Source organism: Rhodanobacter thiooxydans LCS2 (assembly GCF_000264375.1).
Taxonomy (GTDB): Bacteria; Pseudomonadota; Gammaproteobacteria; order Xanthomonadales; family Rhodanobacteraceae; genus Rhodanobacter; species Rhodanobacter thiooxydans.
In genome coordinates, this window is sequence record NZ_AJXW01000039.1 from 22,425 (window position 1) to 47,842 (window position 25,418).

The 25,418-nt window shown below is 69.2% G+C and carries 23 protein-coding genes; 9 read left to right on the forward strand and 14 right to left on the reverse strand.

The genetic code is table 11. The annotated features are described in order from the left end of the window. Window positions 1-176: 176 nt before the first annotated feature. Window positions 177-1,295: an SLC13 family permease gene (locus UUA_RS07975; RefSeq protein WP_008435761.1), complete on the forward strand. Its 1,119-nt coding sequence runs from the start codon at window positions 177-179 to the stop codon at window positions 1,293-1,295. Between the two features lie 121 nt (window positions 1,296-1,416). Here UUA_RS07975 and UUA_RS07980 read toward each other — a convergent pair whose 3' ends face one another. After that, a complete protein-coding gene (locus UUA_RS07980) occupies window positions 1,417-2,193 on the reverse strand; it encodes a DUF4097 family beta strand repeat-containing protein (protein ID WP_008435762.1) in 777 nt (258 codons plus the stop codon). A gap of 128 nt (window positions 2,194-2,321) precedes the next feature. Here UUA_RS07980 and UUA_RS07985 point away from each other — a divergent pair, with 128 nt between their 5' ends. After that, a complete protein-coding gene (locus UUA_RS07985; protein WP_008435763.1) occupies window positions 2,322-2,816 on the forward strand; it encodes a hypothetical protein in 495 nt (164 codons plus the stop codon). Between the two features lie 46 nt (window positions 2,817-2,862). On the opposite strand, the gene mazG is transcribed toward UUA_RS07985, so the two are convergent. The 5 genes from mazG to UUA_RS08010 are packed head-to-tail and all read right to left on the reverse strand — an operon-like array spanning window position 2,863 to window position 6,651. Continuing rightward, window positions 2,863-3,675 (reverse strand): nucleoside triphosphate pyrophosphohydrolase, encoded by an 813-nt coding sequence (gene mazG / locus UUA_RS07990; protein WP_008435764.1) that lies wholly within the window; start codon window positions 3,673-3,675, stop codon window positions 2,863-2,865. After that, on the reverse strand, window positions 3,672-4,493 hold the full coding sequence (gene cysQ, locus UUA_RS07995; RefSeq protein WP_008435765.1) for a 3'(2'),5'-bisphosphate nucleotidase CysQ: 822 nt from the start codon (window positions 4,491-4,493) through the stop codon (window positions 3,672-3,674). The genes mazG and cysQ overlap by 4 nt, the downstream gene beginning before the upstream one ends. After that, a complete protein-coding gene (gene nudE, locus UUA_RS08000; protein ID WP_008435766.1) occupies window positions 4,490-5,047 on the reverse strand; it encodes an ADP compounds hydrolase NudE in 558 nt (185 codons plus the stop codon). Before nudE ends, cysQ begins: the two co-directional genes overlap by 4 nt. Before the next feature lie 23 nt (window positions 5,048-5,070). Next, window positions 5,071-5,847, reverse strand: coding sequence for an inositol monophosphatase family protein (locus tag UUA_RS08005; protein WP_008435767.1), 777 nt, complete (start codon window positions 5,845-5,847; stop codon window positions 5,071-5,073). A gap of 15 nt (window positions 5,848-5,862) precedes the next feature. Then, a complete protein-coding gene (locus UUA_RS08010) occupies window positions 5,863-6,651 on the reverse strand; it encodes a type II secretion system protein N (protein WP_008435768.1) in 789 nt (262 codons plus the stop codon). Window positions 6,652-6,716: 65 nt separating this feature from the next. Here UUA_RS08010 and UUA_RS08015 point away from each other — a divergent pair, with 65 nt between their 5' ends. Then, window positions 6,717-8,081 (forward strand): adenosylmethionine--8-amino-7-oxononanoate transaminase, encoded by a 1,365-nt coding sequence (locus UUA_RS08015; protein WP_008435769.1) that lies wholly within the window; start codon window positions 6,717-6,719, stop codon window positions 8,079-8,081. An 11-nt stretch (window positions 8,082-8,092) separates the two neighbouring features. Here UUA_RS08015 and UUA_RS08020 read toward each other — a convergent pair whose 3' ends face one another. Next, entirely contained in the window at window positions 8,093-8,407 is a 315-nt protein-coding gene (locus UUA_RS08020; RefSeq protein WP_039953714.1) for a hypothetical protein, read from the reverse strand. 179 nt (window positions 8,408-8,586) lie between these two features. Between UUA_RS08020 and UUA_RS08025 the strand changes: the two genes are divergently transcribed. After that, a complete protein-coding gene (locus UUA_RS08025) occupies window positions 8,587-9,321 on the forward strand; it encodes a 16S rRNA (uracil(1498)-N(3))-methyltransferase (RefSeq protein WP_008435773.1) in 735 nt (244 codons plus the stop codon). A 22-nt stretch (window positions 9,322-9,343) separates the two neighbouring features. Here UUA_RS08025 and UUA_RS08030 read toward each other — a convergent pair whose 3' ends face one another. The 7 genes from UUA_RS08030 to UUA_RS08060 form a co-directional block, all read right to left on the reverse strand. After that, entirely contained in the window at window positions 9,344-9,853 is a 510-nt protein-coding gene (locus tag UUA_RS08030) for a chemotaxis protein CheW (RefSeq protein WP_008435775.1), read from the reverse strand. Beyond that, window positions 9,850-11,520 (reverse strand): chemotaxis protein CheB, encoded by a 1,671-nt coding sequence (locus UUA_RS08035; protein ID WP_008435776.1) that lies wholly within the window; start codon window positions 11,518-11,520, stop codon window positions 9,850-9,852. Before UUA_RS08035 ends, UUA_RS08030 begins: the two co-directional genes overlap by 4 nt. Further along, window positions 11,513-17,494 (reverse strand): FimL-related protein, encoded by a 5,982-nt coding sequence (locus UUA_RS08040; RefSeq protein ID WP_008435778.1) that lies wholly within the window; start codon window positions 17,492-17,494, stop codon window positions 11,513-11,515. The genes UUA_RS08035 and UUA_RS08040 overlap by 8 nt, the downstream gene beginning before the upstream one ends. A gap of 103 nt (window positions 17,495-17,597) precedes the next feature. Further along, window positions 17,598-19,628: a methyl-accepting chemotaxis protein gene (locus UUA_RS08045; RefSeq protein ID WP_008435780.1), complete on the reverse strand. Its 2,031-nt coding sequence runs from the start codon at window positions 19,626-19,628 to the stop codon at window positions 17,598-17,600. Window positions 19,629-19,758: 130 nt separating this feature from the next. Continuing rightward, window positions 19,759-20,298, reverse strand: coding sequence for a chemotaxis protein CheW (locus tag UUA_RS08050; protein ID WP_008435785.1), 540 nt, complete (start codon window positions 20,296-20,298; stop codon window positions 19,759-19,761). After that, on the reverse strand, window positions 20,295-20,666 hold the full coding sequence (locus UUA_RS08055) for a response regulator (RefSeq protein WP_008435786.1): 372 nt from the start codon (window positions 20,664-20,666) through the stop codon (window positions 20,295-20,297). Before UUA_RS08055 ends, UUA_RS08050 begins: the two co-directional genes overlap by 4 nt. A gap of 22 nt (window positions 20,667-20,688) precedes the next feature. Continuing rightward, window positions 20,689-21,129 (reverse strand): response regulator, encoded by a 441-nt coding sequence (locus tag UUA_RS08060; RefSeq protein WP_425476890.1) that lies wholly within the window; start codon window positions 21,127-21,129, stop codon window positions 20,689-20,691. A 330-nt stretch (window positions 21,130-21,459) separates the two neighbouring features. Here UUA_RS08060 and gshB point away from each other — a divergent pair, with 330 nt between their 5' ends. From gshB to UUA_RS08085, 5 genes are read left to right on the forward strand one after another with little or no spacing between them, the layout of a single operon-like run. Further along, window positions 21,460-22,437: a glutathione synthase gene (gshB, locus tag UUA_RS08065; RefSeq protein WP_008435788.1), complete on the forward strand. Its 978-nt coding sequence runs from the start codon at window positions 21,460-21,462 to the stop codon at window positions 22,435-22,437. Then, entirely contained in the window at window positions 22,434-23,303 is an 870-nt protein-coding gene (locus UUA_RS08070) for an energy transducer TonB (protein ID WP_008435789.1), read from the forward strand. Before gshB ends, UUA_RS08070 begins: the two co-directional genes overlap by 4 nt. A gap of 52 nt (window positions 23,304-23,355) precedes the next feature. Beyond that, a complete protein-coding gene (locus UUA_RS08075) occupies window positions 23,356-23,925 on the forward strand; it encodes a YqgE/AlgH family protein (RefSeq protein WP_008435790.1) in 570 nt (189 codons plus the stop codon). After that, window positions 23,922-24,371 carry a Holliday junction resolvase RuvX gene (gene ruvX / locus UUA_RS08080; RefSeq protein ID WP_008435791.1) on the forward strand — a complete coding sequence of 150 codons (450 nt, stop codon included), beginning with the start codon at window positions 23,922-23,924 and terminating at the stop codon, window positions 24,369-24,371. Before UUA_RS08075 ends, ruvX begins: the two co-directional genes overlap by 4 nt. A gap of 35 nt (window positions 24,372-24,406) precedes the next feature. Then, window positions 24,407-25,333: an aspartate carbamoyltransferase catalytic subunit gene (locus UUA_RS08085; protein WP_008435792.1), complete on the forward strand. Its 927-nt coding sequence runs from the start codon at window positions 24,407-24,409 to the stop codon at window positions 25,331-25,333. Window positions 25,334-25,418 lie beyond the last annotated feature (85 nt).

Here is a 25,418-nt window from a genome sequence, read left to right on the forward strand (position 1 = left end):
GCCCGATGGCCTGACATGAAACAGTCGCACAAGTGACTGTTTCATGTGAGCGAGTCGGGGCGTCTACCGGACTCGCGATCGAAGAAAACCACAGGATGTGGTTTTCTTCACAAGCTCTGAGCGGCTGCCGGAGATCCGGCTGATAAAGTGCGCGGCACCCTCCTCCGGATGTCCCGATGACAGCGAACCGCCCGCGACAGCGCCTCAGGGAAGAATGGCTGCTGTGGCTGTTCGCGGCGTTGGCGCTCGCGCTGGCCCTGCTCGATCCGCAGCCGCTGGCGAACTACCGGCGCTGGCTGCAGTTGCCGACGCTGGCAGGCTTGGCGGGCCTGCTGATCGCGATCCAGGGTATCCGCGACAGCGGGCTGGTGCAGCACGCGGCGGCGGCCGTGGTGGCGCGTGCGCATTCGCTGCGCAGCCTGGGCCTGCTGCTGGTGGCGGCGACGGCGCTGCTGTCGATGGTGCTGACCAACGACGTGAGCCTGTTCCTGATCGTGCCGCTGACCCTGGCGATCGGCGCCATCTCGAACCTGCCAGTGTTGCGCATGGCGGTGCTGGAGGCGCTGGCGGTGAACGCGGGCTCCACCCTGAGCCCAATCGGCAACCCGCAGAACCTGCTGCTGTGGCAGCACTCGCAACTGCCATTCCTGCATTTCGCCGCAGCGATGCTGCCGGTCGCCGCGGTCATGCTGGTGCTGGTGGCGACGTTCACGCTGCTGTGGCTGCCGTGCGAGCGGGTGGCCCTGGCGCCGGAGCGGATCGACGGCCGGATAGTGTCCGCACGGCTCGGCGCGTGGTCGATGGCCGCGCTGGCGGGCATGGTGCTGCTGATGGAATACGGCCATGCACCACTGGGCGCCACCCTGCTGCTGGCACTGTTTGCGCTGCTAGCGCGATCGAGCCTGGCACGGATCGACTGGCTGCTGTTGCTCACCTTCGCCGCGATCTTCCTGGGCCTCGGCCACTTCGCCGAGCTGCCGCTGGTGCAGCGGATGCTGGACCGGCGCGATTTCGGCCAGCCACTGACCCTGTACGCCAGCGGCATCGTCGCCTCGCAGCTGATCAGCAACGTGCCTGCGACCGTGCTGCTGCTGGAACGCACGCCCGACGCGACCGCGCTGGCGGTGGCGGTGAACGTGGGCGGCTTCGGCGTGGCGACCGGCTCGCTGGCGAACCTGATCGCGCTGCGCCTGGCGAAGCAGCCGCATGGCTTGCGGCTGCTGCACCTGGTGTCGATGCCGTTCCTGCTGGTATGCGCGCCGCTGGTGTACCTCGCCTGGCGCTGGTGCGGGTAGCGGGGATTCAGGATACGCAAAAGCAGGCGCATCGCCGCGAGCGGGCTACTACCTACTACCTACTACCTACTACCTACTCCCTATTCCCTACTCCCTATTCCCTATTCCCTATTCCCAGCCCTCAGTCGTTGTCGTGCGGCACGCTGACCTTGCCCTTCACGCCAGAGTGATTGACGTCGCCGCTGCCCTTGGCGCCGAGGCTGAGGTCGCCGCCGACGTCGTTCACGCTCAGGTCGCCGGAGCCCAGCGTGTCGGCATGCACGCTGCCGCCGACGTTGCGCAGCGTGACGTCGCCCGAGCCGATGCTGCCGATGCGGGCGTCGCCCTTGATGCCGTCGGCCTTGAAGTCGCCCGAGCCCACCGAACCCAGTTCCAGGCTGCCGACGTCGCTGGCGTCGACGTCGCCGGAGCCCACGCTGGTGGCGAACTTGCCGGCCACCTGGCGCACGTGCAGGTCGCCCGACCCCACGCTGGCCTGCAACTGCTGCACGCCGCCGACGTCGGCATCGCCGGAACCCACGCGAACGGTGACCGGCAGGTTCGCCGGCATCTGCACGGTGGCTTCCAGACTCGCGTAGGAGCTGCCGCCGAACAGGCTGAAGTTGAAGCCGCCACTGTTGCCGATGTCGATCAGCAGCTGGTCGCCCTCGCGGTGCTGGGTGATCTGCAGCTTGTCCAGCGCCGCCTGTTCGGAGGCGCAGGCGCGGCCGCGAACGCTCAGACCCTTGGCGTCGGCGCTGCCGGTCAGGTGCAGGTCGTGGCTGTGCACGTCGACCTGCACGCTGCGCACGCCGGCCAGGTCAAGCTGCAGGTTGCGTGCCGCCTCGTACTTGCACGGGGTGGCGGCGAAAGCGGCCAGCGGGGACAGCAGCAGGGCGGCGGTGAGAAGACGGCGCATGGGTTTCTCCTTGGATGGACGACCCGACTGGGATGCAGCTGGCGGCCGAAAGGTTGCAAGCATGGACGGCCCGGTCAACGTGCCCGGGCCGGTCGCGTTTCCTGACCTACCTACCGAGGAGACACACCATGCCCCACAAAACCCTGCTTGCTTCCGCGCTGGCCGTGCTCATCGCCGGATCGGCTTCATTCGTGATGGCCCAGAATACGCCGCCTCCGCCGTCGGCGACTCCGTCCGCGATGGCCGGCAAGGACATGCGCGCGCATCACGGCGACCGTGACCACAGCATGCGCATGCACGGCTTCGACCACCAGCGCAGCGGCGTGATCGGCGACCTGCAGGAGCTGGAGCGTTTGTATATGCATGCCGGCCGCAGCAAGGAGATGGCGGCGGTCTACAACGACGTGCTGGCCAAGTCGCAGGATCCGCATGTGCGCGACTACGCCTACCAGCAGCTGGCCCACCTGCAGGCGCAGCCGGCCAACATCGACCAGGCCATCGCCACGCTGCGCAAGGGGCTGGACGAGAACCTGGCCAACGAGGCGAAGATGCGCGCCGAGCACGAGAAGATGCGCGCCGCCTGGATGCAGCATGCCGACAAGGCGGCACCGGCGGCAAAGTAACTTCCGCAAACGACCGCCGCGACGGCCCGCTGCCGTCGCGTCGGTGCTAAGGCTGGCGCTCCTGCTGCTTGGCGCGCCGCCACAGCTGCTCCTGCTCGTCCAGTGTGCGCTCGGCGAACGCCGTGCCGTCGGCCGCCGCCAGCTGTTCCATCTGCCGGAAGCGCCGCTCGAACTTGGCATTGGCGTGGCGCAACGCCTGCGAAAAATCCACGCCGGCGTGGCGCGCCAGGTTCACCAGCACGAACAGCACATCGCCGATCTCGTCCTGCAGGCGGGCCGGGTCGGCGCCGTTGGCGAACTCGGCGCGCACCTCGTCCACCTCCTCGGCCAGCTTGGCCAGCACCGGCGCGGGGCCGGGCCAGGCGAAACCCACGGCGGCCGCACGCTGCTGCAGTTTCTGCGCGCGCTTCCACTCCGGCAGGCCGCTGGAGATGCCGGCCAGCGTGCTGGTGTCGACCGGCGCGCCCTTGTCCGCGCGCTCGGCCGCCTTGATCGCTTCCCACGCCTGCATCTGCTCGTCGAGATCGGCGTAGCGCGTGTCGCCGAACACGTGCGGGTGGCGCCGCAGCATCTTGGCGCTGATCGCGTGGGCGACGTCGGCGAAATCGAACAGGCCCTGCTCCGCCGCCATCTGCGCGTGGAACGCCACCTGCAGCAGCAGGTCACCCAGCTCGTCGCGCAGGTCGTGCCAGTCGCGGCGGTCGATCGCGTCGGCGACCTCGTAGGCTTCCTCGATGGTGTACGCCGCGATCGAGGCGAAATCCTGCTTCACGTCCCATGGGCAACCGCGCTCGGGATCGCGCAGGCGCGCCATGATGGCGAGCAGATCGTCGAGGCTATGCCGGGGCGAGTCGCTCATGGCGTCTGCAGCCGTGCGATCCAGTCGATCGAGAGGTCGCCGACGGCGACGAACTCGGGGTTCAGCAGCGACTCGCCGCGGTTGTAGCGGAACGGCTGGCCGGCCAGGTCGAGCACCGCCCCGCCGGCCTCCTCCAGCACGCACTGCGCCGCGGCGGTGTCCCACTCGCTGGTGAGGCCCAGGCGCAGGTAGAGGTCCGCCGCGCCGCGCGCGATCAGGCAGAACTTCAGCGACGAACCCAGCGGCACCAGCTGGTACTCGCTACCGACCAGCTGCTGCAGCATGCCGCCCTGCACACCGCCGTGCGAACGGCTGCCGGCCACCAGCGGCGGCTGCCCCAGCGGACGCGTGTGGATGCGTTGCCAGGGGCCGTCGGCCTGCGCCTGCAGCCAGGCGCCATGGTCCCGGGCGGCCACATACAGCTCGCCGCTGACTGGCGCCAGCACCACGCCGAGCACACTGCGGTGGTCGTCGATCAGCGCGATGTTGACGGTGAATTCGCCGTTGCGCTTGATGAATTCGCGGGTACCGTCGAGCGGGTCGACCAGCCAGTAACGCGACCAGTGCCGGCGCTCTGACCATGGCAGGGCCTTCGCTTCTTCCGATAGCACCGGCAGTGCCGGCTCCAGCGCGGCCAGGCCGGCCATGATGACCTGTTGGGCGGCCAGGTCGGCGGCGGTCAAGGGCGAGGCGTCGGCCTTGGTCTGCACCGCGAAATCGCTGTGGTAGACGTCGAGGATGGCCGTGCCGGCGGCGCGGGCGATCGCGCCAACCTGTCGGGCCAGCCCGGACGGAATATTTCCTGGCGGCGTGCTCATGTGCGCCGGAAGCGCCCGGCGAGGTACTCGCGGGCCATGAACAGCGCGGCGATCGAGCGCCCCTCGGTGACGTCGTCGCGGCCCAGCAGGGCGTGCAGCTCGGCCATCTTCCACGGCACCACCTCGAGTTCCTCCGGCTCGTCGCCGACCAGCTTCTCGGGGTAGAGGTCCTGTGCCAGCACCACATGCGCCATGTGCGTCATGTACGACGGCGACAACGACAGGTTGTGCAGGATCTTCAGCTTGCGCGCGCCGTAGCCAACCTCCTCCTTCAGCTCGCGCTCGGCGCCCTGCTCGGCGGTTTCGTCCTGATCCAGCCGACCCTTCGGCAGGCCCAGCTCGTAGCGGCCGAGCCCACCGGCGTACTCGCGCACCAGCAACACGGTGTCGTCGTCCAGCATCGGTACGATGATCACCGCGCCCAGGCCGCTGCCCTTCAGTCGCTCGTAGGTGCGACGCACGCCGTTGGAGAATTCCAGATCGAGCTGCTCGACGTGCAGGAAGTGGCTGTCGGTAACGTCGCGCGTGGCGTGGACGGTCGGTAGTTTGCGCATCGGGCGATTCTAACCCGCGCCGCTCAACGCCGCAGGCGCTGCAGGGCCTGCGCGTGGATCGCCGGCGTGCCGGCCAGCACGCTGCGCGTGTCCAGCGTCGGCGGCGCACCATCCAGGTCGGTGAACACGCCACCGGCCTCGCGCACGATCACCGCCAGCGCGGCGATGTCGAGGATGTTCACGTCCGACTCGATCACCAGGTCCAGGCTGCCACGCGAGAGCAGGTGGTAGTGGCAGAAATCGCCGTAGCCGCGAATCCGGTTGCTGTCGCGGATCAGCGCGCCCAGCGCTTCCCAGCGCGCGTCGGCGGTGAGCGTCTTCACGTTGCCGATGGAGATCGAGGCCTGCGCCATCTGTGCCGTGTCCGCCACGCCCACGCGCACGCCATCGAGCCACGCGCCGTGGCCCACGCTGGCCCACATCGTCTCGCCGTAGACCGGCGCGCTGGATACGCCGAGCACCAGTTCATCGCCGTCCAGCAGCGCGATCTGGGTGGAGAAGAACGGCGTGCGGCGCACGAAACTCTTGGTGCCGTCGAGCGGGTCGACCAGCCACAGCAGGTCACCGCGTTCGCCGTCCAGGCCGAACTCCTCACCATAGATCGACGCCTGCGGCAGGGCCGCCTGCAGCACCTTCCGGATTGCCTGCTCGGCCTCGCGGTCGGCGATCGTCACCGGCGTGGCATCGGGCTTCAGCTCCACCTCGACGCCACGCCGCCAGTAATGCCTGATCACCTCGGCCGCGGCGGCGGCGGCCTCACGTGCGGCCGCCAGGGCGGTTGCGGCGATATCCGGGCTCATGCTGTCTCGCGTCCTTCAGTTCGTGGGTTGGGCCGGCACACTGCCACTGCCGGCCAGGCCGCCGCCGCGCTCGATGCGCACGCTGCCGTCGGCCGCCGGCGGCCCCAGCCTGGCCAGCCAGCGGCGCAGGGCCGGGTCAGTCTGTCGGGCGCGTAGCGTCGCGTCCAGTCGCCAGCCCAGCGGGCTCAGCTGGAGCTTGCCATCGGCGTGCAGCGGGCCGTGCCCATCGTCGTGCAGCTGGGCCTGGATCACGCCGCCCTGCGCGCTCGCCTGCGCCAGCAGCGTGCCCAGCGCCACGTCGCCGTCGCGCGTGTGCATGACCGCCCGCGGCCATCGTGCCTGCGCCGCCAGCTGCAGCGGCCAGCCGCCTTGCAGCAGGGCATGGTCGATGTCCAGCTGCAGTTCGCCGCGCGGCTGTCCCAGTGGCGACGCCGCGTAACGATCCAGTGCGGCCAGCTGCACGCGCACGTTCGCCTGGCGTGCTTCGACCCGGCCATCAGCCAAGCGCCCGACCCTGCCTGAAAACGCCAGTTGCGGCCCCTCGAATTGCAGCTGCAGCCGCCGCTGCCCGAGCAGGGCGCGCCGAGACAACTGCCACTGCAGTCGCCCCAGGGCCTTTCCGTCGGCGGTCGTCACCGCGCCAGCCCGGCCATCCCACACGCTGCCCTGCACCTGCTGCAGCTGCAGTCCGTGCAGCCGCGGCACCAGCCACGGCAGCGCCCAGCGCGCCGGCAGGAACCACAGCAGCGTGGCCGCGGCCAGCACTACGCCGAGGCCGATCAGGTATGTCCGCAGTGACTTCAAGCGTGGTTTCCGCAGTGACGCCGCGTGGACTTGAGTGTCCGCCGCCCAGCGCCGATCATAGCCGGATGAACCATCCCGCAAGCGGCAACGCCGCGCTCGCCGCACGCGACCTGCGACATGTCTGGCATCCCTGCACGCAGATGCACGACCACGAGACGATACCGATGCTGCCGATCGTGCGCGGCGAAGACGCGTGGCTGGTCGATGCCGACGGCCGGCGCTACCTGGACGGCATCAGCTCGTGGTGGACCAACCTGTTCGGCCACGCCAACCCGCGCCTCGCCGCCGCCCTTGCCGACCAGGCACAGCGGCTGGAGCACGTGATCTTCGCCGGCTTCACCCACACGCCAGCGATCGAACTGGCGGAGGAGCTGGTGCGGATCACCCCACCGGGACTGGACAAGGTGTTCTACGCCGACAACGGTTCAGCGGCGATCGAGGTGGCGCTGAAGATGAGCTTCCACTACTGGCTCAACCAGGGCCATGGCGAGAAGACCCGCTTCATCGCGCTGACCGGCAGCTACCACGGCGAGACGCTGGGTGCGCTGTCGGTGAGCGACGTGGCGCTGTACCGCAAGACCTATGCGCCGCTCCTGCTGACACCGTTCCTGGCGCCATCGCCGGATGCGTACGAAGGCGAACCCGGCGAGTCCGCCGAGCAGACGGCCAAACGCCGCCTCGACGAGTTGCGCGCGCTGCTGGAACGCCACGCCCACGAGACCTGCGCGGTGATCGTCGAGCCGCTGGTGCAATGCGCCGGCGGCATGCGCATGTACCACCCGACCTACCTCGCCGGCCTGCGCGCGCTGTGCGACGAGTTCGCGGTGCACTTCATCGCCGACGAGATCGCAGTGGGCTTCGGTCGCACCGGCACGCTGTTCGCCTGCGAGCAGGCATCGGTGTCGCCCGACTTCATGTGCCTGTCGAAGGGGCTCACCGGCGGTACGCTGCCACTGTCGGCGGTGCTGACCCGCGAGCGGGTCTACCAGGCGTTCTACGCCGAGTACAACGCCGGCAAGGCGTTCCTGCACTCGCACAGCTACACCGGCAACCCGCTGGCCTGCCGGGTCGCGCTGGAGACGCTGGCGATCTTCCGCGACGAGCCGGTGCTGGCGCGCAACCGCGCACTGGCCGCGCACCTGGCGCGGCGGCTGGCACCGCTGCGCGATCATCCTCATGTGGCCGACGTGCGCCAGACCGGCATGATCGCCGCCGTCGAGCTGGTCGCCGACAAGGCCGACCGGCGGCCATATCCCGCAGCGGAGCGGCGCGGCCTGCGCGTCTACCTGCATGGCCTGCGGCACGGTGCGCTGCTGCGCCCGCTGGGCAACGTGGTGTACTTCATGCCGCCCTACGTGGTCAGTACGACCGACATCGACCTGCTGGTCGACACCGCCATCGCCGGCATCGAACACGCCGTGGCGGACTGAACCCGTTTTGCTCAGTGCCCGCGGACGGTGATGCGCGGGTCGAGTTTCTGCAGCGCCCGGCCCAGCTCGGGCTCGCCTGTGCGCTGCAGCTCCTGCAGGGTGTAGCTGCGCCCGTTCACCGGCAGGCAGCGCCCTTGCCTGGCCGGGATATGGCTGCCGGTTTCACGGATGCAGTTGTACTCGTCGGGCCGGGCGGCGGAGGGCGCCGACGGCTGACTGGACGAGCCGGCCGGCCGCGTCGCAGTGGCGGCATCCTGTGCCAGCAATGCGGCGCTTGTGCCGCAGCCGGCCAGCAATATGGCGGAAATCAGAACGAACCTAGACATGGCACCTCCGGCTCGCGGACAGGATGCGGCGAGCGCGCATGGGGAGTGCAGTCCATGCTGATACGACCCGACAGCAGGGGCAAGCGGCGGCGTCAGGCCGTCTCGCGTGCGTTCATCCGCGGGCGTGGCGGTGGTGCGCCGCGCTATGCTGGGCGGCCCTTCCCGCCCAACCCGTTCCGATGCGCACGATCCGTATCCACCTCGACCAGCCGCTCGCCGTCGCCGCCGAACTGAACCTGCCGGCACAGGCCGCCGAACACGTCGCACGCGTGCTGCGCATGAACCCCGGCGACCCGCTCACCGTGTTCAACGGCGACGGCCACGACTACGCCGCGATCATCCTCGCCATGGGCAAGCGCGAGCTGAGTGTGCGGATCGAATCGAAGCAGCTCGTACGCAACGAATCGCCACTGCCGCTGACCCTGGCCCAGGGTGTGGCGCGCGGCGAGAAGATGGACCTGATCGTGCAGAAGGCAACCGAGCTGGGCGTGGCGCGCATCGTGCCGCTGCTGACCGAGCGCTCGGAAGTGAAGCTGGACGCCGCCCGCGCGGAAAGGCGGCTGGCGCACTGGCGCGCGGTGGTGGCCAGTGCCTGCGAGCAGAGCGGCCGCGCGCACCTGCCGGAGGTCGCCCCGGCACTGCCGCTGGCGGCCTGGCTGCACGACCTGGCCGACGACGGCGCGCTGCGTCTGGCGCTGCTGCCGGAAGCGGGCCGGGCGTCGCGCGAATTGCGCTTCACCGCGGCTGGCGGCCTGCTGGTGGTGGGGCCGGAAGGCGGTCTGGGCGAGCGCGATGTCGAAGCACTCGGCGCCGCCGGTTTCGAGGGTCTGCGGCTGGGGCCGCGCATCCTGCGCACGGAAACCGCCGGCCTGGCCGCGCTGGCGGCACTGCAGGCGCTGCACGGCGACGGCTGAGTCCGCCGCCCACCGAAGCGGTTCAGTCGTCCGAGACCGACGACGCCATCGACTCTGCCGGCTCGGCGGCATCGAGCAGGTCCAGCAGGCTGGCCTCGATCCATTCCAGGTCGGGGATCATCGCCACGTCGTCACGCACCAGCACATGCGCGCGCACGCCCGGCGGCAGCGGCTTGCCGTCGTGGGTAGGAATGATCAGCTCCGCATTCAGCGTGGTCAGGCGCGGGAAGCCCTGGGTGAGCACGGCGATGAACGGCAGTTTCGGGTTACCGCCGAGTGCCTTCAGCACGGCCACGCGCTCGATCAGTTCGGCGTCGCCCTCCTCGGTGCCGGCCAGTTGGGTGAACGACACCAGCGGCACCCGCCAGCCGCGCCACGCGATCCGGCCGAGCAGCCAGGCAGGCGCACCGGCCAGCGGTTCGGGCGTGCTGTGGGTGACCACCTCGGCGATGGTGGCATTGGGCAGCAGCAGGCGCAGGTTGCCCACCGGCACCAGGACGCAACGGATTTCACGCGGCAGCGGATCACTCATGGAAACACCTCGATCAGGTGCGCCGCCAGTTCGGGCGGCGTACCGGAGAAACTGACCAGTCGTTCGGCAAGGATGCCGCTGACCATGTCGGCGAAATGCTCGCCGGACGACGACTCCACCCAGACCTGCCCACCGCGATCATGGATCGCCTGCGCGCCGGCCACGGCATCGTTGCCGCGCCCGGCGAACACGATTGCCAGCGCATCGCGCCCGAACGCATTCGCCGCCATGGTCAGGCTGGCGTCGATCGACGGCTCCGGCGGCGCATCGGCGCCGTTCGCCTGCAGTTCGACGATGCCATCGCGGCGCAGGCGTACCTGCTGCCCGGCCGGCACCAGCAATACCTCGCCCGGCCTGGTGCGGCCGCCCTTGGCCAGCCGCACCGGCAACGCGCAGTTGGCGGAAAACTCCGCCACCAGCGACGCATCGGACTGCCGACCCAGGTGCTGGGTGAGCAGGAAAGTCTGCCCGGTCGACGCCGGCAACGCGGCCAGGAAGGCGCACACCGCGTCGATGCCGTCGATGGCGGCACCGAGCAGCACCACCCGGCTCAGCGCACCGTCGAGATCGTCGAGCACCATCTCATGCTCATGCACGTACGCCTGCGGTGCGATGGCTTCCTCCATCGACACCAGCTCGAGGCTCATACGTGGCTCGACGTCGGCGGCGACCATCTCGACATCGGGCGCGAGAAAGTCGGCAGCGCTCAGCTTCTGGATCCCGAACACCTGGGCATCCGGGCTTTCGGGGGCTTCCGGCGCGGCCTGGGGCGCCTCGTCGTCGACCAGCGTCCAGCCCGCGGGGGCACGCACCGGCGATGCCGCCGCCGGTGATGCCGGCGCGGTGGCGAGCGCGACGTCGGTCAGCGACGACGATGGCAAGGAATCCAGTTGGAACGCCGAGGGCGTCAGACCGGACAGTACCGGCGCCTCTGCCGTCGGCACCGCCGCCGGACTCCCCGCCGGCGCACCAAAGTTCCCGTCGTGCAGCGACGGCGGCTCTTCGTCATCGACAAAACGCAAGCCCGGACCGGCTGACATGTCGTCATCGGGCGGCAGTTCGCCGGAGGCCAGCAGAGCTTCGAGCTCCGCCGCCAGGCTTTCCGATTCCACCGATGCGACCTGACCATGCCGACCGTCGGCGCCATCGTGCGCCGGGACCCCGGCCACCGGTTCGGCGTCGACCGCCACGACGGGTTCGACCACCGGCTGCGCCGCAGGAGCGGTCATCACCGGAGCGGCCATCGCGACGACCTCGGCCGCAGGCGCTGGCGGCTGCGCCGTCGCGGCCACCTCGATGCCGGGCGCGTCGCCCGGTCGCGGCGGGTCGATGTCGCCCTCGGCCAGCACCTTGACCGCCAGATGGCGCGCCCAGCGGGCGCGGTCCCAGCCGGCCAGCGCGCGGCTGGCCTGGGCGTCGTTGAACACCACCCGCGGACAGTCGTCGTCGATCACCTCGTAGAGACGGTCGAGTGCGTCGTCGGCGCTGTCGTCCAGGTTGACCACCAGCACGTCGGCACCGACCTGCTGCAGCAACTCGCGGCTGAGGCTGGCGACGCCGCCTTCGTGCACGATCCGGGCGCCGCGCTCGTGCAGCGCCTCACGCAGTTGGCTACCCAGCTCGGTGTCGTCGAACAGCAAGGCGACCGCGGGAGCCGTATCAGTCATGAACCGGCTCCACCGCACGCTGCTCCAGCACCTCTCCGATCTGCACCAGCAACTCGGCTTCCTGATACGGCTTGCCGAGGTAGCGGTCCACCCCGATGTCGAACGCGCGCTGGCGGTGTTTGTCGCCGCTGCGCGAGGTGATCATGATGATCGGCACGTCGCGCAGCCGCGGGTCGGCCTTCATGTGGGTGGCCAGCTCGTAGCCGTCCATGCGCGGCATCTCGATGTCCAGCAGCATCAGGTCCGGCACGCGCTCGTGCAGTTTCTCCAGCGCGTCCACGCCGTCCTTCGCGGTGCTGACCTCGTACTCGTGGCGCTCCAGCACGCGGCTGGTGACCTTGCGCATGGTGATCGAGTCGTCCACCACCATCACCAGTGGCTTGGTCTGCACTTCCTCGACCACCGGCGCCTGGACCGCGCTGAGGCCTTCGGCCAGGCGCTGTTCGCGCCGGATCATGCCGTGGCGGACCAGCGGCGCCAGGTCGAGAATGATCAGCACCGAACCGTCACCCATGATGGTCGCACCGAGCAGGCCGGGGACCGAACTGATCTGCGGGCCGACCGACTTGACCACGATCTCGCGCGAGCCGAGCACCGCGTCGATGCGGATCGCCGCGCGCAGGTCGCCGGCGCGGGTCAGCAGCAACGGCTGCTGCTCGTCCTCGGTCGGCAGGCCCGGCGGCAGACCCAGCAGTTCGGCCAGGTCGTGGATGCCGTAATCCTCGAGGCCATACTGGAACGAGGGTTCGGCCTCGGCCATCAGCGCGGTCAGCTCGTCCGGGTTGACCCGCGCCACGCCCTGCACCGAGGTCATCGGAATCGCGAACGTGGCCTCGCCGATGCGCACCAGGATGGCCTGGGTCACTGCCAGGGTGAACGGCAGGCGCAGGATGAAGGTGGTGCCCTTGCCTTCCTCCGACTCGATCGACAGCGAGCCGCCGAGCTGCTTGATCTCGTTCGCCACCACGTCCATGCCGACGCCGCGGCCGGCCAGCTGGGTGACCTGGCTGGCGGTGGAGAAGCCGGTCTGGGTGATCAGCGAGAGCAGCTGGTTGTCGGTCGGCCGGGTCTCGGGGCGCAGCAGCCCGCGCTCGATGCCGCGCTTGCGGATCGCCTCGCGGTTCAGGCCGCGACCGTCGTCGCTGACCCGGATCACCACTTCGGTGGCTTCGCGCGCGACCGTGATGTTCACCACGCCCTCGACCGGCTTGCCGGCCTTGCGACGCTCGGCCGGAGTCTCGATGCCGTGCGCGATCGCGTTGCGCAGCATGTGCTCGAACGGCGCCTTGATGCGGTCGAGCAGGTTGCGGTCCATTTCGCCGTGGGCACCGTCCACGTGCAGCTGCGCGTGCTTGTCCTGCTCCTGCGCTGCCTGGCGCAGCGTGCGGCGCAGGTTCGGCACCATCGTGTCGAACGGCAGCATGCGCGTGCGCAGCAGGCCGTCCTGCAGCTCGGTGCTGACCCGCGACTGCTGGATCAGCAGTGTCTCGGCCTGGCGGGTCAGCTCGTCCAGCATGCTCTGGATCGACACCAGGTCGGATACCGACTCGGCCAGTGCACGCGAGTACTGCTGCAGCTGCGAGTAGCGGTCGAGCTCGAGCGGATCGAACGCCGCCATGCCCGCCTCGCGATGCTCGCGCTGGAAGCGCGCGATGATCTGCGCCTCGGTCTCGATTTCCAGCATGCGCAACTGGCTGCGCAGACGCGCGACGGTCTGTTCCAGCTCGACCAGGTTGAAACGGTAGCCGGCAACCTGCTGCTCCAGCCGCGAGCGGTAGATCGCCACTTCGCCGGCATGGTTGACCAGGTTGTCGAGCAGGTCGGCGCGAACGCGGATCTGCTCCTGCGGGGAGCGCACTTCCTCCTCTGCTTCCGGCATCAGCTCGGGCAGCCCTGGTTCGCCCGCCGCGGAAACGACCGGCGACGATGCGGCCGGAACCGGCACAGGCGCCGGCATCGCGGCGGTCGCGTCGTCGGCCAGCACGGTTTCGCCGGCCAGCTCCAGCAGGTGGTCGATCATCGCCCGCGGGTAGTCGGTCGCCTGGCCCTGCGCCACCCGTTGCACCAGCGCGTGCAACTGGTCGAAGCTGGCCTCCAGTGCGGCAATCAGTGGCCCGGTCCTGGACACATCGCGGATCGGCTCCTCCAGCAGGGTCTCGATCGCATGGCTGAGGTCGCCCACCGCCGTCAGCCCGGCGATGCGTGCGCCACCCTTGAGCGTGTGCAGGTCGCGCTGCAGTTCCGGCACGTGCGCCAGTTCGGCGGGTTCGGCATGCCACTGGGCCAGCACGTCGTCGGCGTGGTCGAGGATCTCGCGCGCCTCGTCGATGAAGACTTCCAGCAGGTCGGCGTCGATATGGCCGGACCCGGCCAGGGCATACGCGGGCTCCGGCGTCGCAGTGCCAGTCGCTTCTTCGTTCGCCCGGTCCGCTGCCGCCTGTTTGGCCGCCTGCTTCTCTGCGGCAGCCTGCGCTGCCGCAGCCTGCTCGACCGCCAGTCTCTCTGCGGCAGCCTGCGCTGCCGCAGCCTGCTCGACCGCCAGCTTCTCTGCTGCCGCCTGCGCTGCCGCGGCCTGTTCGGCCGCCAGCTTCTCTGCTGCCGCCTGCGCTGCCGCGGCCTGTTCGGCCGCCAGTTTCTCTGCTTCCGCCTGCGCCGCCGCGGCCTGCTCGGCCGCCAGCTTTTCGGCAGCCGCCCGCTCGGCGTCGGCCCGCTCGGGCTCAAAGGCGCCCAGCGCCGCCACCAGCTCGGCGGTCAGCTCGGTGTGTTGCGCATCTTCCAGATGGATCTCCGGGATCTCGCCGGCATTGGCTGGTGCGTCGGCGGGCGCCGTCCCGGCCCGTGCCGTCGCGGCGTCGGCCATGCTGGCCTCCAGCGAGTCGGCGATGATCGCCTGGTAGGCATCGGCCTCGTCGGTCATGCCGGCGATTTCCGCCGACTCGGCCTCTTCGGCCTGCGGCTCGAACACGACGTGCGCCACCTTCGACTCGGGGTAGCGGTCGCGCAGGTTGGTGATCTGCGCGGTGAGCGCGTCGGCGTCCGGCAGTTGCGGCTCGACCGCGTCGAACTGGCCCATCACGCGATCGACCACGTCGACCGCCTGGCCCAGCAGGCGAAGGCCCTCGGACGACAGCGGCAGGTTGGCGGCACGCAGGCGCTTGAACAGGCCTTCCAGCGGCGACAGCAACTGCGTCAGCAGCGGAATGTCGACCATCGCGATCGCCCCGTGCAGCGTGTGCACGGCGCGCAGCAGTTCCTCGCCGATCGGCAACTCGTCGCCGCTGCGCTGGATCGCGGCGCGGATGGTCTGCAGGTACTGCGCCACCTCGCTGCGCAGGATCTCCAGCAGCACCGGGTCCACCGGCGGCATCACCGGCATCTCCACGGCGTGCTCGGGTTCGACCGGCTCCGGGGCGGCGCCCACTCCGGCCAGGCCCGCCGCGGGTATGGCCTCAGCCGCCGTGGCGAGACGCGGCACGCGCCGGCGCACGATGCGCCGCACCGTCTCCATCGCGCGTGGTGCGTGATCCTCCACCCGCGCCGGGTTGCCGGCCGCGAGCTGTTCGGCGGTATGCATGATCGCGCCGAGCGGTGCGCGTGGCATGCCTTCGTCCTTGAGTGCGGCCAGCAGCTGCGGCAGCGCATCGATCGCATGGCGCACCAGCGCCTGCACGTTCTCGTCCGGCTGGATGGTGCCGTCCAGCACACGGTTGAGCATGTCCTCCACTTTCCACGCAAACTCGCCCAGCACCCCGGCACCGACCAGCCGGCCCGAGCCCTTCAGCGTGTGGAACGAGCGGCGGATACCGACCAGCGCCGCATTCTGCGCAGGGTCGGCCAGCCAAAGCTGCTCGGCGCTGCGCAGGTTGTCGATTTCCTCCTGCATCTCCTCGAGGAAGATCTCGCGGATATCGTCGTCGATGCCTTCGGCATTGACGTTGAAGTTGGTGTTGTCTGCCAGTGCGTCGCGCACCGGGACCCGCTCGACCACCTCTTCCTCGATCTCGATCCAGTCCTCGCCCGCCTCGTCCGCCGCGGCGCGATCCGCGCCGACCGGGGCGGCGGTTTCGGTCTGCGCCAGGCGCAGCCCGTCCAGGTCGTGGACGGCGGCGGCAAGCGGCTGGCTGTCACCAACGAAGAGCTGCCTCAGGTCCTCGCCCGGCAGCAGGCTGACCGACTCGGTCAGTTCCAGATGTTCCTCGTCCGCAGCCGCGGATTCGACCGACGCCGCCTCGGATGCCAGCGGCGCGGCGGATGCCGCGCGGGCCGACGGCAGCGGCCAGTAGCCGAGCAGGCTCAGGCTGTGCTCGGCCACGTCGAGTATGTGTTCCAGGCCGCCGCGATGCTCGCGCGCCGCCTCCAGGTAATACTCCAGCGCCGCCAATGCGTCGGCCAGCTGGTCCATCTGCACCCCGCTCGGTACGCGCCGGTCATCCAGCAGTTCGTTGCCGATGAAGCGGCCCACGCCCCGGGCCAGCTCGGCCGGGCGCGGCGACGACAGCATGTGCATGGCACCGGCGACTTCGTCCATCAGCGCCGGCGCACCGGCCAGGCGGCCGTGTTCCCAGCCGGATTCGACGAACGCGACGATCGCGTCCTTGACCTTGCCGGTGTTGGCGATCGCCTCCTGCATCAGCGTGGTTACCACGCCCAGTGCTTCGCTGCGCGGCAGGCTGGGCATGACCTGGCTCGTGTCCGCTTCGTCCTCGGAGCCCAGGCTTTCGATGTGGTCGTCCAGCGACGCTTCGACGTACAGCAGTGCGCCGGCCACGTCGAGCAGGGTTTCCTCGTCGGCCTGGCGCATGCGGTTGGCGATCTCGTCGAGCACCCGGCGCTGCTCGGCGACCACCCGGCGCGGCACCGACAGCGCCAGCATGCCGAGCGTGTCGCCCACGCGTTCGAGCACCTCGCCCTGTGCCGCCAACTGGGCCGGGTCGCCGTTCTGCTGGCGCAGGAACAGGTCCAGCGCCTCCTTGACGCGCAGCAGGTCGTCCTTCAGTGCGCGCGAGACGGAATCGAGCAGGGCGCGGTTGTGCCCGGCCATCGAGCCGCGCGCGTGCTCCAGTTCGCCGGCATCGGGCAGCAGCGTGTCCAGCGCGTAGGTATCGCGCAACTGCTCCATCTGCGGGCTGCGTTGCTTGGCCTGCGCCACGATGTAGAGCAGCTTGCGGGCCACGTCGTCCGCATCGCCGCCGCGCAGGCTGGCTTCACCCTGTTCGATCAGCAGCCGGATGTTGCGGTCGACCTTGCCGATCAGCTGGCGGATTTCGCCGGCCTGCCCCTTCAGCACGCCCTGTTCCAGGCCTTCCAGCACCCCGGCGGCGATCCACCACAGGCGCCGGCCATGCACCTGATGGCAGCGCGCGGTGATCGCCAGCAGGGTCTTGCGCATGTTGACCAATTGCTGCGCGGCGTTCTGCCCGCGGAACCAGCCCAGCAGCTGCTGCTGGAAGCGCAGGCGCAGCTCCGCCAGTTCGCCGCGATGCGCGTCGGCGTAGGTTTCGCTCATCGCCGCGGGCGCCTGCTCCGGCAGGAACGCATCCAGGTTGGGGTGGAACATCGCCGATTCGGGCAGCGGTTCCAGTTCGCGGCTGGCACGCAGGTCGTTGAGCAGCGGCAGCAGCACCACCGGCACGTCGCGGTGCCCGCTGGAAAGCCGCTCCAGGTAGTCGGGCAGTTGCATCAAACCACGCATCAACGCGGCATAGGCTTCTTCGCGATAGGTGACCTTCTCCCCCAGCAGGGCCAGGGCAAGCGCCTCCATTTCCGCCGTCACCATCGCCGCGCCATACAGCTCGACCATCTGCAGGGTGCCTTGCACCTGGTGCAGGTGATCCACGCAGGTGCGCATGTAGTCGCGCTTGCCCGGGTTGTCGACGTACGACTCCAGCGCCTCGCGGGCGATCGACAAGGTGTCGTCAAGTTCCGGCTTGACCCACTGCAGCGTGGTGAAATCGATGTGGTCTTGAAGTCTCATGCGCCTCTCTCAACGGTTGCACAACGCAAGCATCCTGCAACCAGCGAGACTGCCCCCTGTCTTGTGCTTTGCTCAATCGGGCCGGCAACCGGCCCGGCCGATGTCAACCCGGCAGCTTGAAGTGCGCCACCGAGCGCCGCAGGTCGCTCGCCAGTTGCGCCAGCGTACCGATCGAGTCGGCCGTCTGGCTTGCGCCCTGCGAAGTCTGCGAGGTGATCTCCTGGATTGCGTTCATCGACACCGAGATATCGGTCGCCGCCGCGGACTGCTCGCGCGCCGCGGTGGAGATGTTCTGAATCAGCGCGGACAGGTCGTGCGACACGCGCTCGATGTCGCCCAGCGCGCTGCCGGCGTCTTCCGCCAGACGTGCACCGGCGACCACCTCGGCGGTGGTCTGCTCCATCGAGTTCACCGCTTCGTTGGTATCGGACTGAATGGTCTGCACCAGGGTCTCGATGCGCTTGGTCGCGCTGGTGGAGCGTTCGGCCAGTCGCTGCACTTCGTCCGCCACCACCGCGAAACCGCGGCCCGCCTCGCCGGCCGAGGCCGCCTGGATCGCCGCGTTCAAGGCCAGGATGTTGGTCTGCTCGGCGATGTCGTTGATCAGTTCCACGATCGAGCCGATCTCCTGCGAGGATTCACCCAGGCGCTTGATGCGCTTCGACGTTTCCTGGATCTGGTCGCGGATCGAGTCCATGCCTGAGATCGTCTCGCGCACCACCTCGGCGCCGTGCGAGGCGATCTTCACCGAGCGCTCGGCCACGTCGGCCGACTCGGCGGAGTTCTTCGACACGTCATCCATCGAGCTGGCGATCTGGTTGATCGCCGAGGTCGCGGTGCTGATCTGCTGCGCCTGCTGCTCGGCCGCGTTGGCCAGATGGCGGGCGGTGGTCTGGGTTTCCTGCGCCGAGGACGACACCTGCTCGGAGGTCTCGTTGATGGTGGTCACCAGCGATCGCAACTCGTCGATGGCGTAGTTCACCGAGTCGGCGATGGCGCCGGTGATGTCCTCCGACACCGTGGTCTTCACGGTCAGGTCGCCTTCGGCGAGCGAGCCCATCTCGTCCAGCAGACGCATGATCGCCTCCTGGTTGCGCTGGTTCAGCTCGGTACTCTGGGCGAACCGGCGGCGCTGGTCGCGCACCAGGGTGATGACCAGCAACAGCGCGAACGCCACCGCGGCGATCGCGCCGAGCAGGCCCCACCACACGTTCGGGAACAGCCGCCGCAGCGGCAGCTTGCCGATCTGCTCGGACAGGTCATTCGCGCGCAGCAGCACGGTCTGCGAATCCAGCGAGGCCTGGTTGCCCGCGCGCTTCACGTCGGCGATGTTGCCGGCGGCGGCGACCAGCTTGGCCACCGGGTCGGCCAGTTGGGCCCAGCTGGCATCCATGTCGGTGAGGATCTTGCGCGCGTTGGCGTCGTTGATCGGGCGCACGCCGCTGTCCGGGTTGCCCTCGATCAGGCCCTTCAGCACGTTGCCGTACAGCTGCGCGTCGCGCGACAGGCCGTCGGCCGCCGACTGGGCGCTGTCGCCGCCCTGCAGCACTTCCTGCACGCGGCGGATGATACGGTCGGCGGACAGCATCTGGCGCGAGGTGCCGAGCATCTGCTCGGAGCTGCCGTTGCGCTGCTGCAGGATGTTGACCACCTGTTCCATGCTCGAATTGAGCAGCGGCATCTGCTGCGCCAGCGTTCGCGCGCGCTGACCGGAGTCGAGCACGACGGCCTTGTTGGAGAGGATCTTGCTGATGTCGGCGTCGAGCTGTTTCCACGACGCATCCAGCGCGCTCACCGCGCGGCCGGCGGGCGTGGCGTTGTTGTCCGAGTACGGCTGCATGCCGCTCTTGGGGTCGCCCTTGCCCAGCCGCTGCACGGCGGAGTCGATCGCGTTGCGGGTGGATTCGAGCTCCTTGAAGGAGTCGGTGTTGCCGTCCGCCGATTCCAGCGCGAACTTCGCCGTCTGCTGCGACAGCACCTGGATCTGCGTGGTCAGCGCGATCGCCTGGCGATCCTCGCCGTTCTTCTGGTTGAGCAGGAAGAAGTCCAGCGCCGCGAAACCGATCGCAATCAGCAGCAGGACAATGAGTGCGGTATACCCGCGTTCCCTGCTGACGCCCCCTGTAGTGCTCATGTTCACCTCATCCGTCTAACTGATTACGCTGCCGGCCCCGCACAGCGGGTACCGGCCAGGGAATGCTTGCCCCAAGTTTCCGGCCCGCGCGGGCGCCGAACCTACATGCCACCGCAGCCCTGCCCCGGGGTCAGGCCGCGGCCTGCCGGAAATCCGGTGCGCGTACCAGCCGGTTCATGCTGAAAACGGCCAACTGCTGCTCACCCACCCGGCTGTCGACGAAACGGGCCAGTCGCGGATCTTCCTCGCGCCCCGCCTCGCGTCGCTGCTCCTCGTCCACCGTGCGCTGGCCGAACACCTCGTCCACCAGCAGCGCCACGTTGCCGCCGCCCTGGCGCACTACCAGCAGGCGGCTGCGGTCGGTGTGCTGGGTGCGGTCGCCGAACAGGAAACGGCCGAAGTCGATCACCGGCACCAGGTTGCCGCGCACGTTGGCCACGCCGAGCAGCCACGGCTGGGTGCCCGGCACCGGGGTGAGCAGGGGAACCGCCAGCAGTTCGTTGATCTCGTCGATGCCGCTGACCAGCAGGCGCGAACCGACCCGGAAACCGATGCCGCGCCACAACCCGGGCGCTTCCAGCTTGTCCTGCGTATCCGATGCATGCGCCAGCGACAGTCGCTCGTAACGGGCCAGGATCTCGAACGGAGTGCGGTTGACGGACGGGTTCATTTCTCGCTCGGCAGCAATTCGTTGATGCACGCCAGCAGCTCTTTCTCGTTCACCGGCTTGGTGATGAACGCACGAGCGCCCTGGCGCAAGCCCCACACGCGATCGGTCTCCATCGACTTGGTGGTGATCATCACGATCGGCACGTTCTGGGTTTTCGGGTCGCGCGTGAGCGTACGCGTGGCCTGGAACCCGTTCATGCCGGGCATGATCACGTCCATGATGACCAGGTCGGGCATATCGGCGCGCACGCACTCGATACCCTCCTCGGCAGTGCTGACGGCAACGACCTGATGCCCGGCCCGCTCAAGCAGCGTGGTGAACACGCGCACGTCGGTCGGCGAGTCGTCGATGATGAGAATGGTGGCCACTGGTCCCCCTCGGAAGCTGCAGTCAGTGGCTCGATACCGTGCTGACGTGACGATGGATGGCACCAAGCAACTCGTCCCGGGTGAACGGCTTGGTCAGGTATTGCTCGGCGCCGACGATGCGGCCGCGCGCCTTGTCGAACAGGCCATCCTTGGAGGAAAGCATGATCACCGGCGTGGCGCGAAACTGCGGGTTGTTCTTGATCAGTGCGCAGGTCTGGTAGCCGTCCAGCCGCGGCATCATGATGTCGACGAAGATGATGGCGGGCTTCTGGTCGGAAATCTTGGCGAGCGCCTCGAAACCGTCGACCGCGGTCAGCACCTCGCAGCCCTCTTTTTTCAGCAGGGTTTCCGCCGTGCGGCGGATGGTCTTCGAGTCATCGATCACCATGACTTTCAGACCGTCCAACTCGTTAGCGCTCATGTTCAAATTCACTACTCCCCCTGCGGCCCGCCCCGAGCTCAGGATAGTCATCAAGACATGCAACGGCCATGCCGGATGGTGCGCATGCAAAAAAATGTCGAAACAACCAACAACAACCGCGCTAAGACGGTGAATCCAGTGGCTTTGCTGTTTACCGCCTGCCCGCCAAGACTGTCAAGCAATAATCAACGCAGCGCGGGCCGCCGTTGCCGGGTGCCCCATAGTGGCACCATCTGGCCACTGACGACAGCGCGGGTCTGCCGGCCTCGTCGCAATTCGGCGCCCCGACCGGCGCCGCCTTAGTATATCGGCCGGACATAACCGCCTTGCGACACCTGCCGGCCCACGGCGAGCCACTCTCGGAGAACCATGATGACCCTTTCGGTCGGCATGCTGATGGACCCCATCGGCGCGATCAAGACAGCCAAGGACACCAGCTTCGCGATGCTGCTGGAAGCGCGCCGCCGCGGCCATTCGCTGCACTACTTCGAGCAGGGCGACCTGGCGCTGCGCGACGGCGAGCCATGGGCGCGGATCGCCCCGCTGGAAGTGCGCGAGGATCCGCAGCGCTGGTTCACGCTGGGCCCGGCGCAGTGGCGCGACCTACGCGAGCTGGACGTGGTGCTGATGCGCAAGGACCCCCCGGTCGACGCGCAGTTCATCTACGACACGATGGTGCTGGAGGCGGCCCAGCGCGGCGGCGTGGCGGTAGTCAACGACCCGCGCGCGCTGCGTGACTGCAACGAGAAGCTGTTCGCGCTGGCCTTCCCGCAGTGCATCGCGCCGACCCTGGTGTCGCGCGACGCAGGCGAACTGCGCCGGTTCACGGCCGAACACGGCGAAGTGGTGCTGAAACCGCTGGACGGCATGGGCGGGCGCGGCATCTTCCGGGCCCGGACCGGCGACGGCAACCTCAATTCCATGCTGGAAACCCTGCTCGGCGGCGGCCCGCACGGTGAGGGGCGGCAATTCACCATCGCGCAGAAGTTCATCCCGGCGATCAGCGCCGGCGACAAGCGCGTGCTGGTGGTCGATGGCGAGCCGGTGCCTTACGCGCTGGCGCGCATCCCGCAAGGCGACGAGTTCCGCGGCAACCTGGCCGCCGGCGGGCGCGGCGTCGGCGTGCCGCTGTCCGAGCGCGACCGCTGGATCGTCAGCCAGGTGGCGCCTGAGCTGCACCGGCGCGGCCTGCTGTTCGTCGGGCTGGACGTGATCGGCGACTATCTGACCGAGATCAACGTCACATCCCCGACCTGCGTGCGCGAACTGGATGCGCAGTTCGGGCTTAACATTGCCGGCCAGCTGTTCGACGTCATCGAACGGCACGTCACCGGAAACCGCAACGCGTGAGCGCCACTGCAACCGCCCCTTCGCCGCCCGATCCGATCGGCGCCACCTTGCTGTTCTCGCTGCTGCTGCACGGCGTGCTGCTGCTGGGCATCACCTTCCATTTCGTGAAGCCCTCGCCCAGCCTGCCCACGCTGGACGTGACCCTGGTCAACGTGGCCAACCAGCAGGCGCCGGACAAGGCGGATTTCCTGGCCCAGGCCAACAACACCGGCGGCGGCCGCAGCGACCGCGCGGCGCGACCGTCGGACCTGTTCTCCGGCGCGATCCCCAGACCCGACCCCGGCATCGCCGCGCAGCCGGTCGAAGCCACCACCCCGCAGCCGCGCGAAGCCACCCCGACGCGCATGGTCACCACCCGCGGCGCCAGCGATTTCCGCGTGACCAGCGATACGGCGCAAAGCGCGGTCGACCCGCACGAGCAGGCGCCCACCGCCGCCGAGCTGGAGCGCCAGCAGGCGATCGCCCAGCTGGCCGCCGAGCTGCGCCAGAAGAAGGTGGACTACGCCAAGCGGCCGAAGGTGAAGTACCTCACCGCCAGTACGCGCGAATACGCCTACGCCGCCTACATGCGCGGCTGGTCCGACCGGGTCGAGCGGGTCGGCAACCTCAACTACCCGGAGGAGGCCCGCCGCCGCGGGCTGCACGGCGACGTGCTGCTCACCGTGGTGCTCAACCTCGACGGCAGCATCAAGAGCATCGAGGTGATCCAGAGCTCCGGCCAGAAGATCCTGGACGCCGCCGCCGAGCGCATCGTGCGCCTGGCCGCGCCGTTTCCGCCGGCGCCCAGGAGCGCCGAACGCATCGACGAGCTCAACATCACCCGCACCTGGCGCTTCCAGCCGAACAACGTGCTGCAGACACGCTGAACGAAGGCAGTCGATGTCTGCGCCAGGCACGCGCTGCGCTTACAATGTACGCATGACCGCCGTGCAGCCCTCGACCCTGACCGGACACTTCCTGATCGCCATGCCGAACCTGGCCGATCCGCCGTTCTCGCGCGGCGTGGCGCTGCTGTGCCAGCACGACGAGGCCGGCGCGGTGGGCCTGCTGGTGAACCAGTTGTCCGAGTACCGCTTCGGCGACGTGCTGGCGCAGATGAAACTGGAATGCCAGGACAGCGAGCTGGCCGACGCGCCGGTGCTGATCGGCGGCCCGGTGCAGCAGGAGCGCGGCTTCGTGCTGCATCACGAACCGGGCGATTGGGATTCAAGCTACCGCATCAACGACCACTGGTCGGTCACCACCTCGCGCGACATCCTGGTGGCCATGGCCGCCGGCGAGGGCCCACGCCAGGCGATCATGGTGCTCGGCTACGCCGGCTGGGACGCCGGCCAGCTGGAACAGGAGCTGATGGCCAACGCCTGGCTCACCGCCGAGGCCTGCGGCCGCGTGGTGTTCGACACCCCGCTGGAGGAACGCTGGAGCGCCGCTGCCGGCCTGGTCGGGGTCGACCCGCGCCAGCTGTCCGGCTACGCGGGCCACGCATGAGCTGCGTGTTCGGCTTCGACGTCGGCAGCCGGATCACCGGCGTGGCGATCGGCAGCACCTACACCGCCAGCGCCCGCGCGCTGGCCACCCTCGCGGTCCGCGACGACAGTCCGGACTGGCCGCGCCTCGACTCGCTGCACCAGCAGTGGCAGCCCGACACCCTGGTGGTCGGCCTGCCGCTGGCGCTGGACGGCGCCGAGCAGCCCGCCAGCCGCCGCGCCCGCCGATTCGCCGCGCAGCTGCAGCAGCGCTATGGCCTGCCGGTGGTGCTGGTCGACGAACGGCACAGCTCGCAGGAAGCGGCGCAACGTTTCGCCACCGCGCGCGCCGCCGGGCTCAGGCGCCGCCGCGACGCCGCCGACATCGACGCCGAAGCCGCCGCGGTCATCCTCGAACGCTGGCTCGCCGGCGCCGACGCGCCAGCGGCCGACAACGCCAGCCCCTGAACGCACACCTCCCCTTCCACCCCAGACCCGCCGCCATGAGCCCTCGCCTGCGCCATCTGACTTCCCTGGAAAACCTGCCGCGCGAGACCATCGAGCGCCTGCTCGACCGCGCCGAGGCGCTGCGCGACGCCTGCGCGCACGGCACCCGCAAGCTCGACGTGCTGGCCGGGCGCACCGTGCTCAACCTGTTCTTCGAGCCGTCCACGCGCACCCGCACCTCATTCGAGCTGGCCGCGCGCCGGCTGGGCGCCGACGTGGTCAACTTCGACATCGGGCTGTCCTCCACCAGCAAGGGCGAGGAACTGTTCGACACCCTGCACACGCTCGAGGCGATGCACCTGGACGCCATCGTGGTGCGCCACAAGCAGTCGGGCACGCCAGACATGCTGGTGCGCCATGCGATGAGCGGGGTCTCGGTGATCAACGCCGGCGACGGCAACCACGCGCACCCCACTCAGGGCCTGCTGGATACGCTGACCATCCGCCAGCACCGGCCCGACTTCGGCAACCTGACCGTGCTGATCTGCGGCGACATCAAGCATTCGCGGGTGGCCCGCTCGGACATCAACGCGTTCACCGCGCTGGGGGTCAAGGAAATCCGCCTGTGCGGGCCGACGGAGCTGATGCTGCCGGCGGACGAGGCGCCGCAGGTGCGCCGCTACGGCAACTTCGACGAGGCCATCGAGGGCGTCGACGCGGTGATCATGCTGCGCCTGCAGAAGGAGCGCATGGCCAGCATCGAACTGCCGGACGAGGCGGCGTATTTCGCCCACTACGGGCTGGACCGGCGCCGGCTGGGCCTGGCCGCGCCGGGCTGCCTGGTGATGCACCCGGGCCCGATCAACCGCGGCATCGAGATCGCCTCGGAGGTGGCCGACGGCGCGCAGTCGCGCATCCTCGAACAGGTCGGCAACGGCGTGTTCGTGCGCATGGCCGTGCTCGACGAAGTGCTGGCCCGCTGAGCCGCCCACCGGCCGGCGGGCGCCCGCTGCCCGCCACGGCACTGCCACGGGCAAGCGGGCATAATCACTGGCGCAGCATTCACCA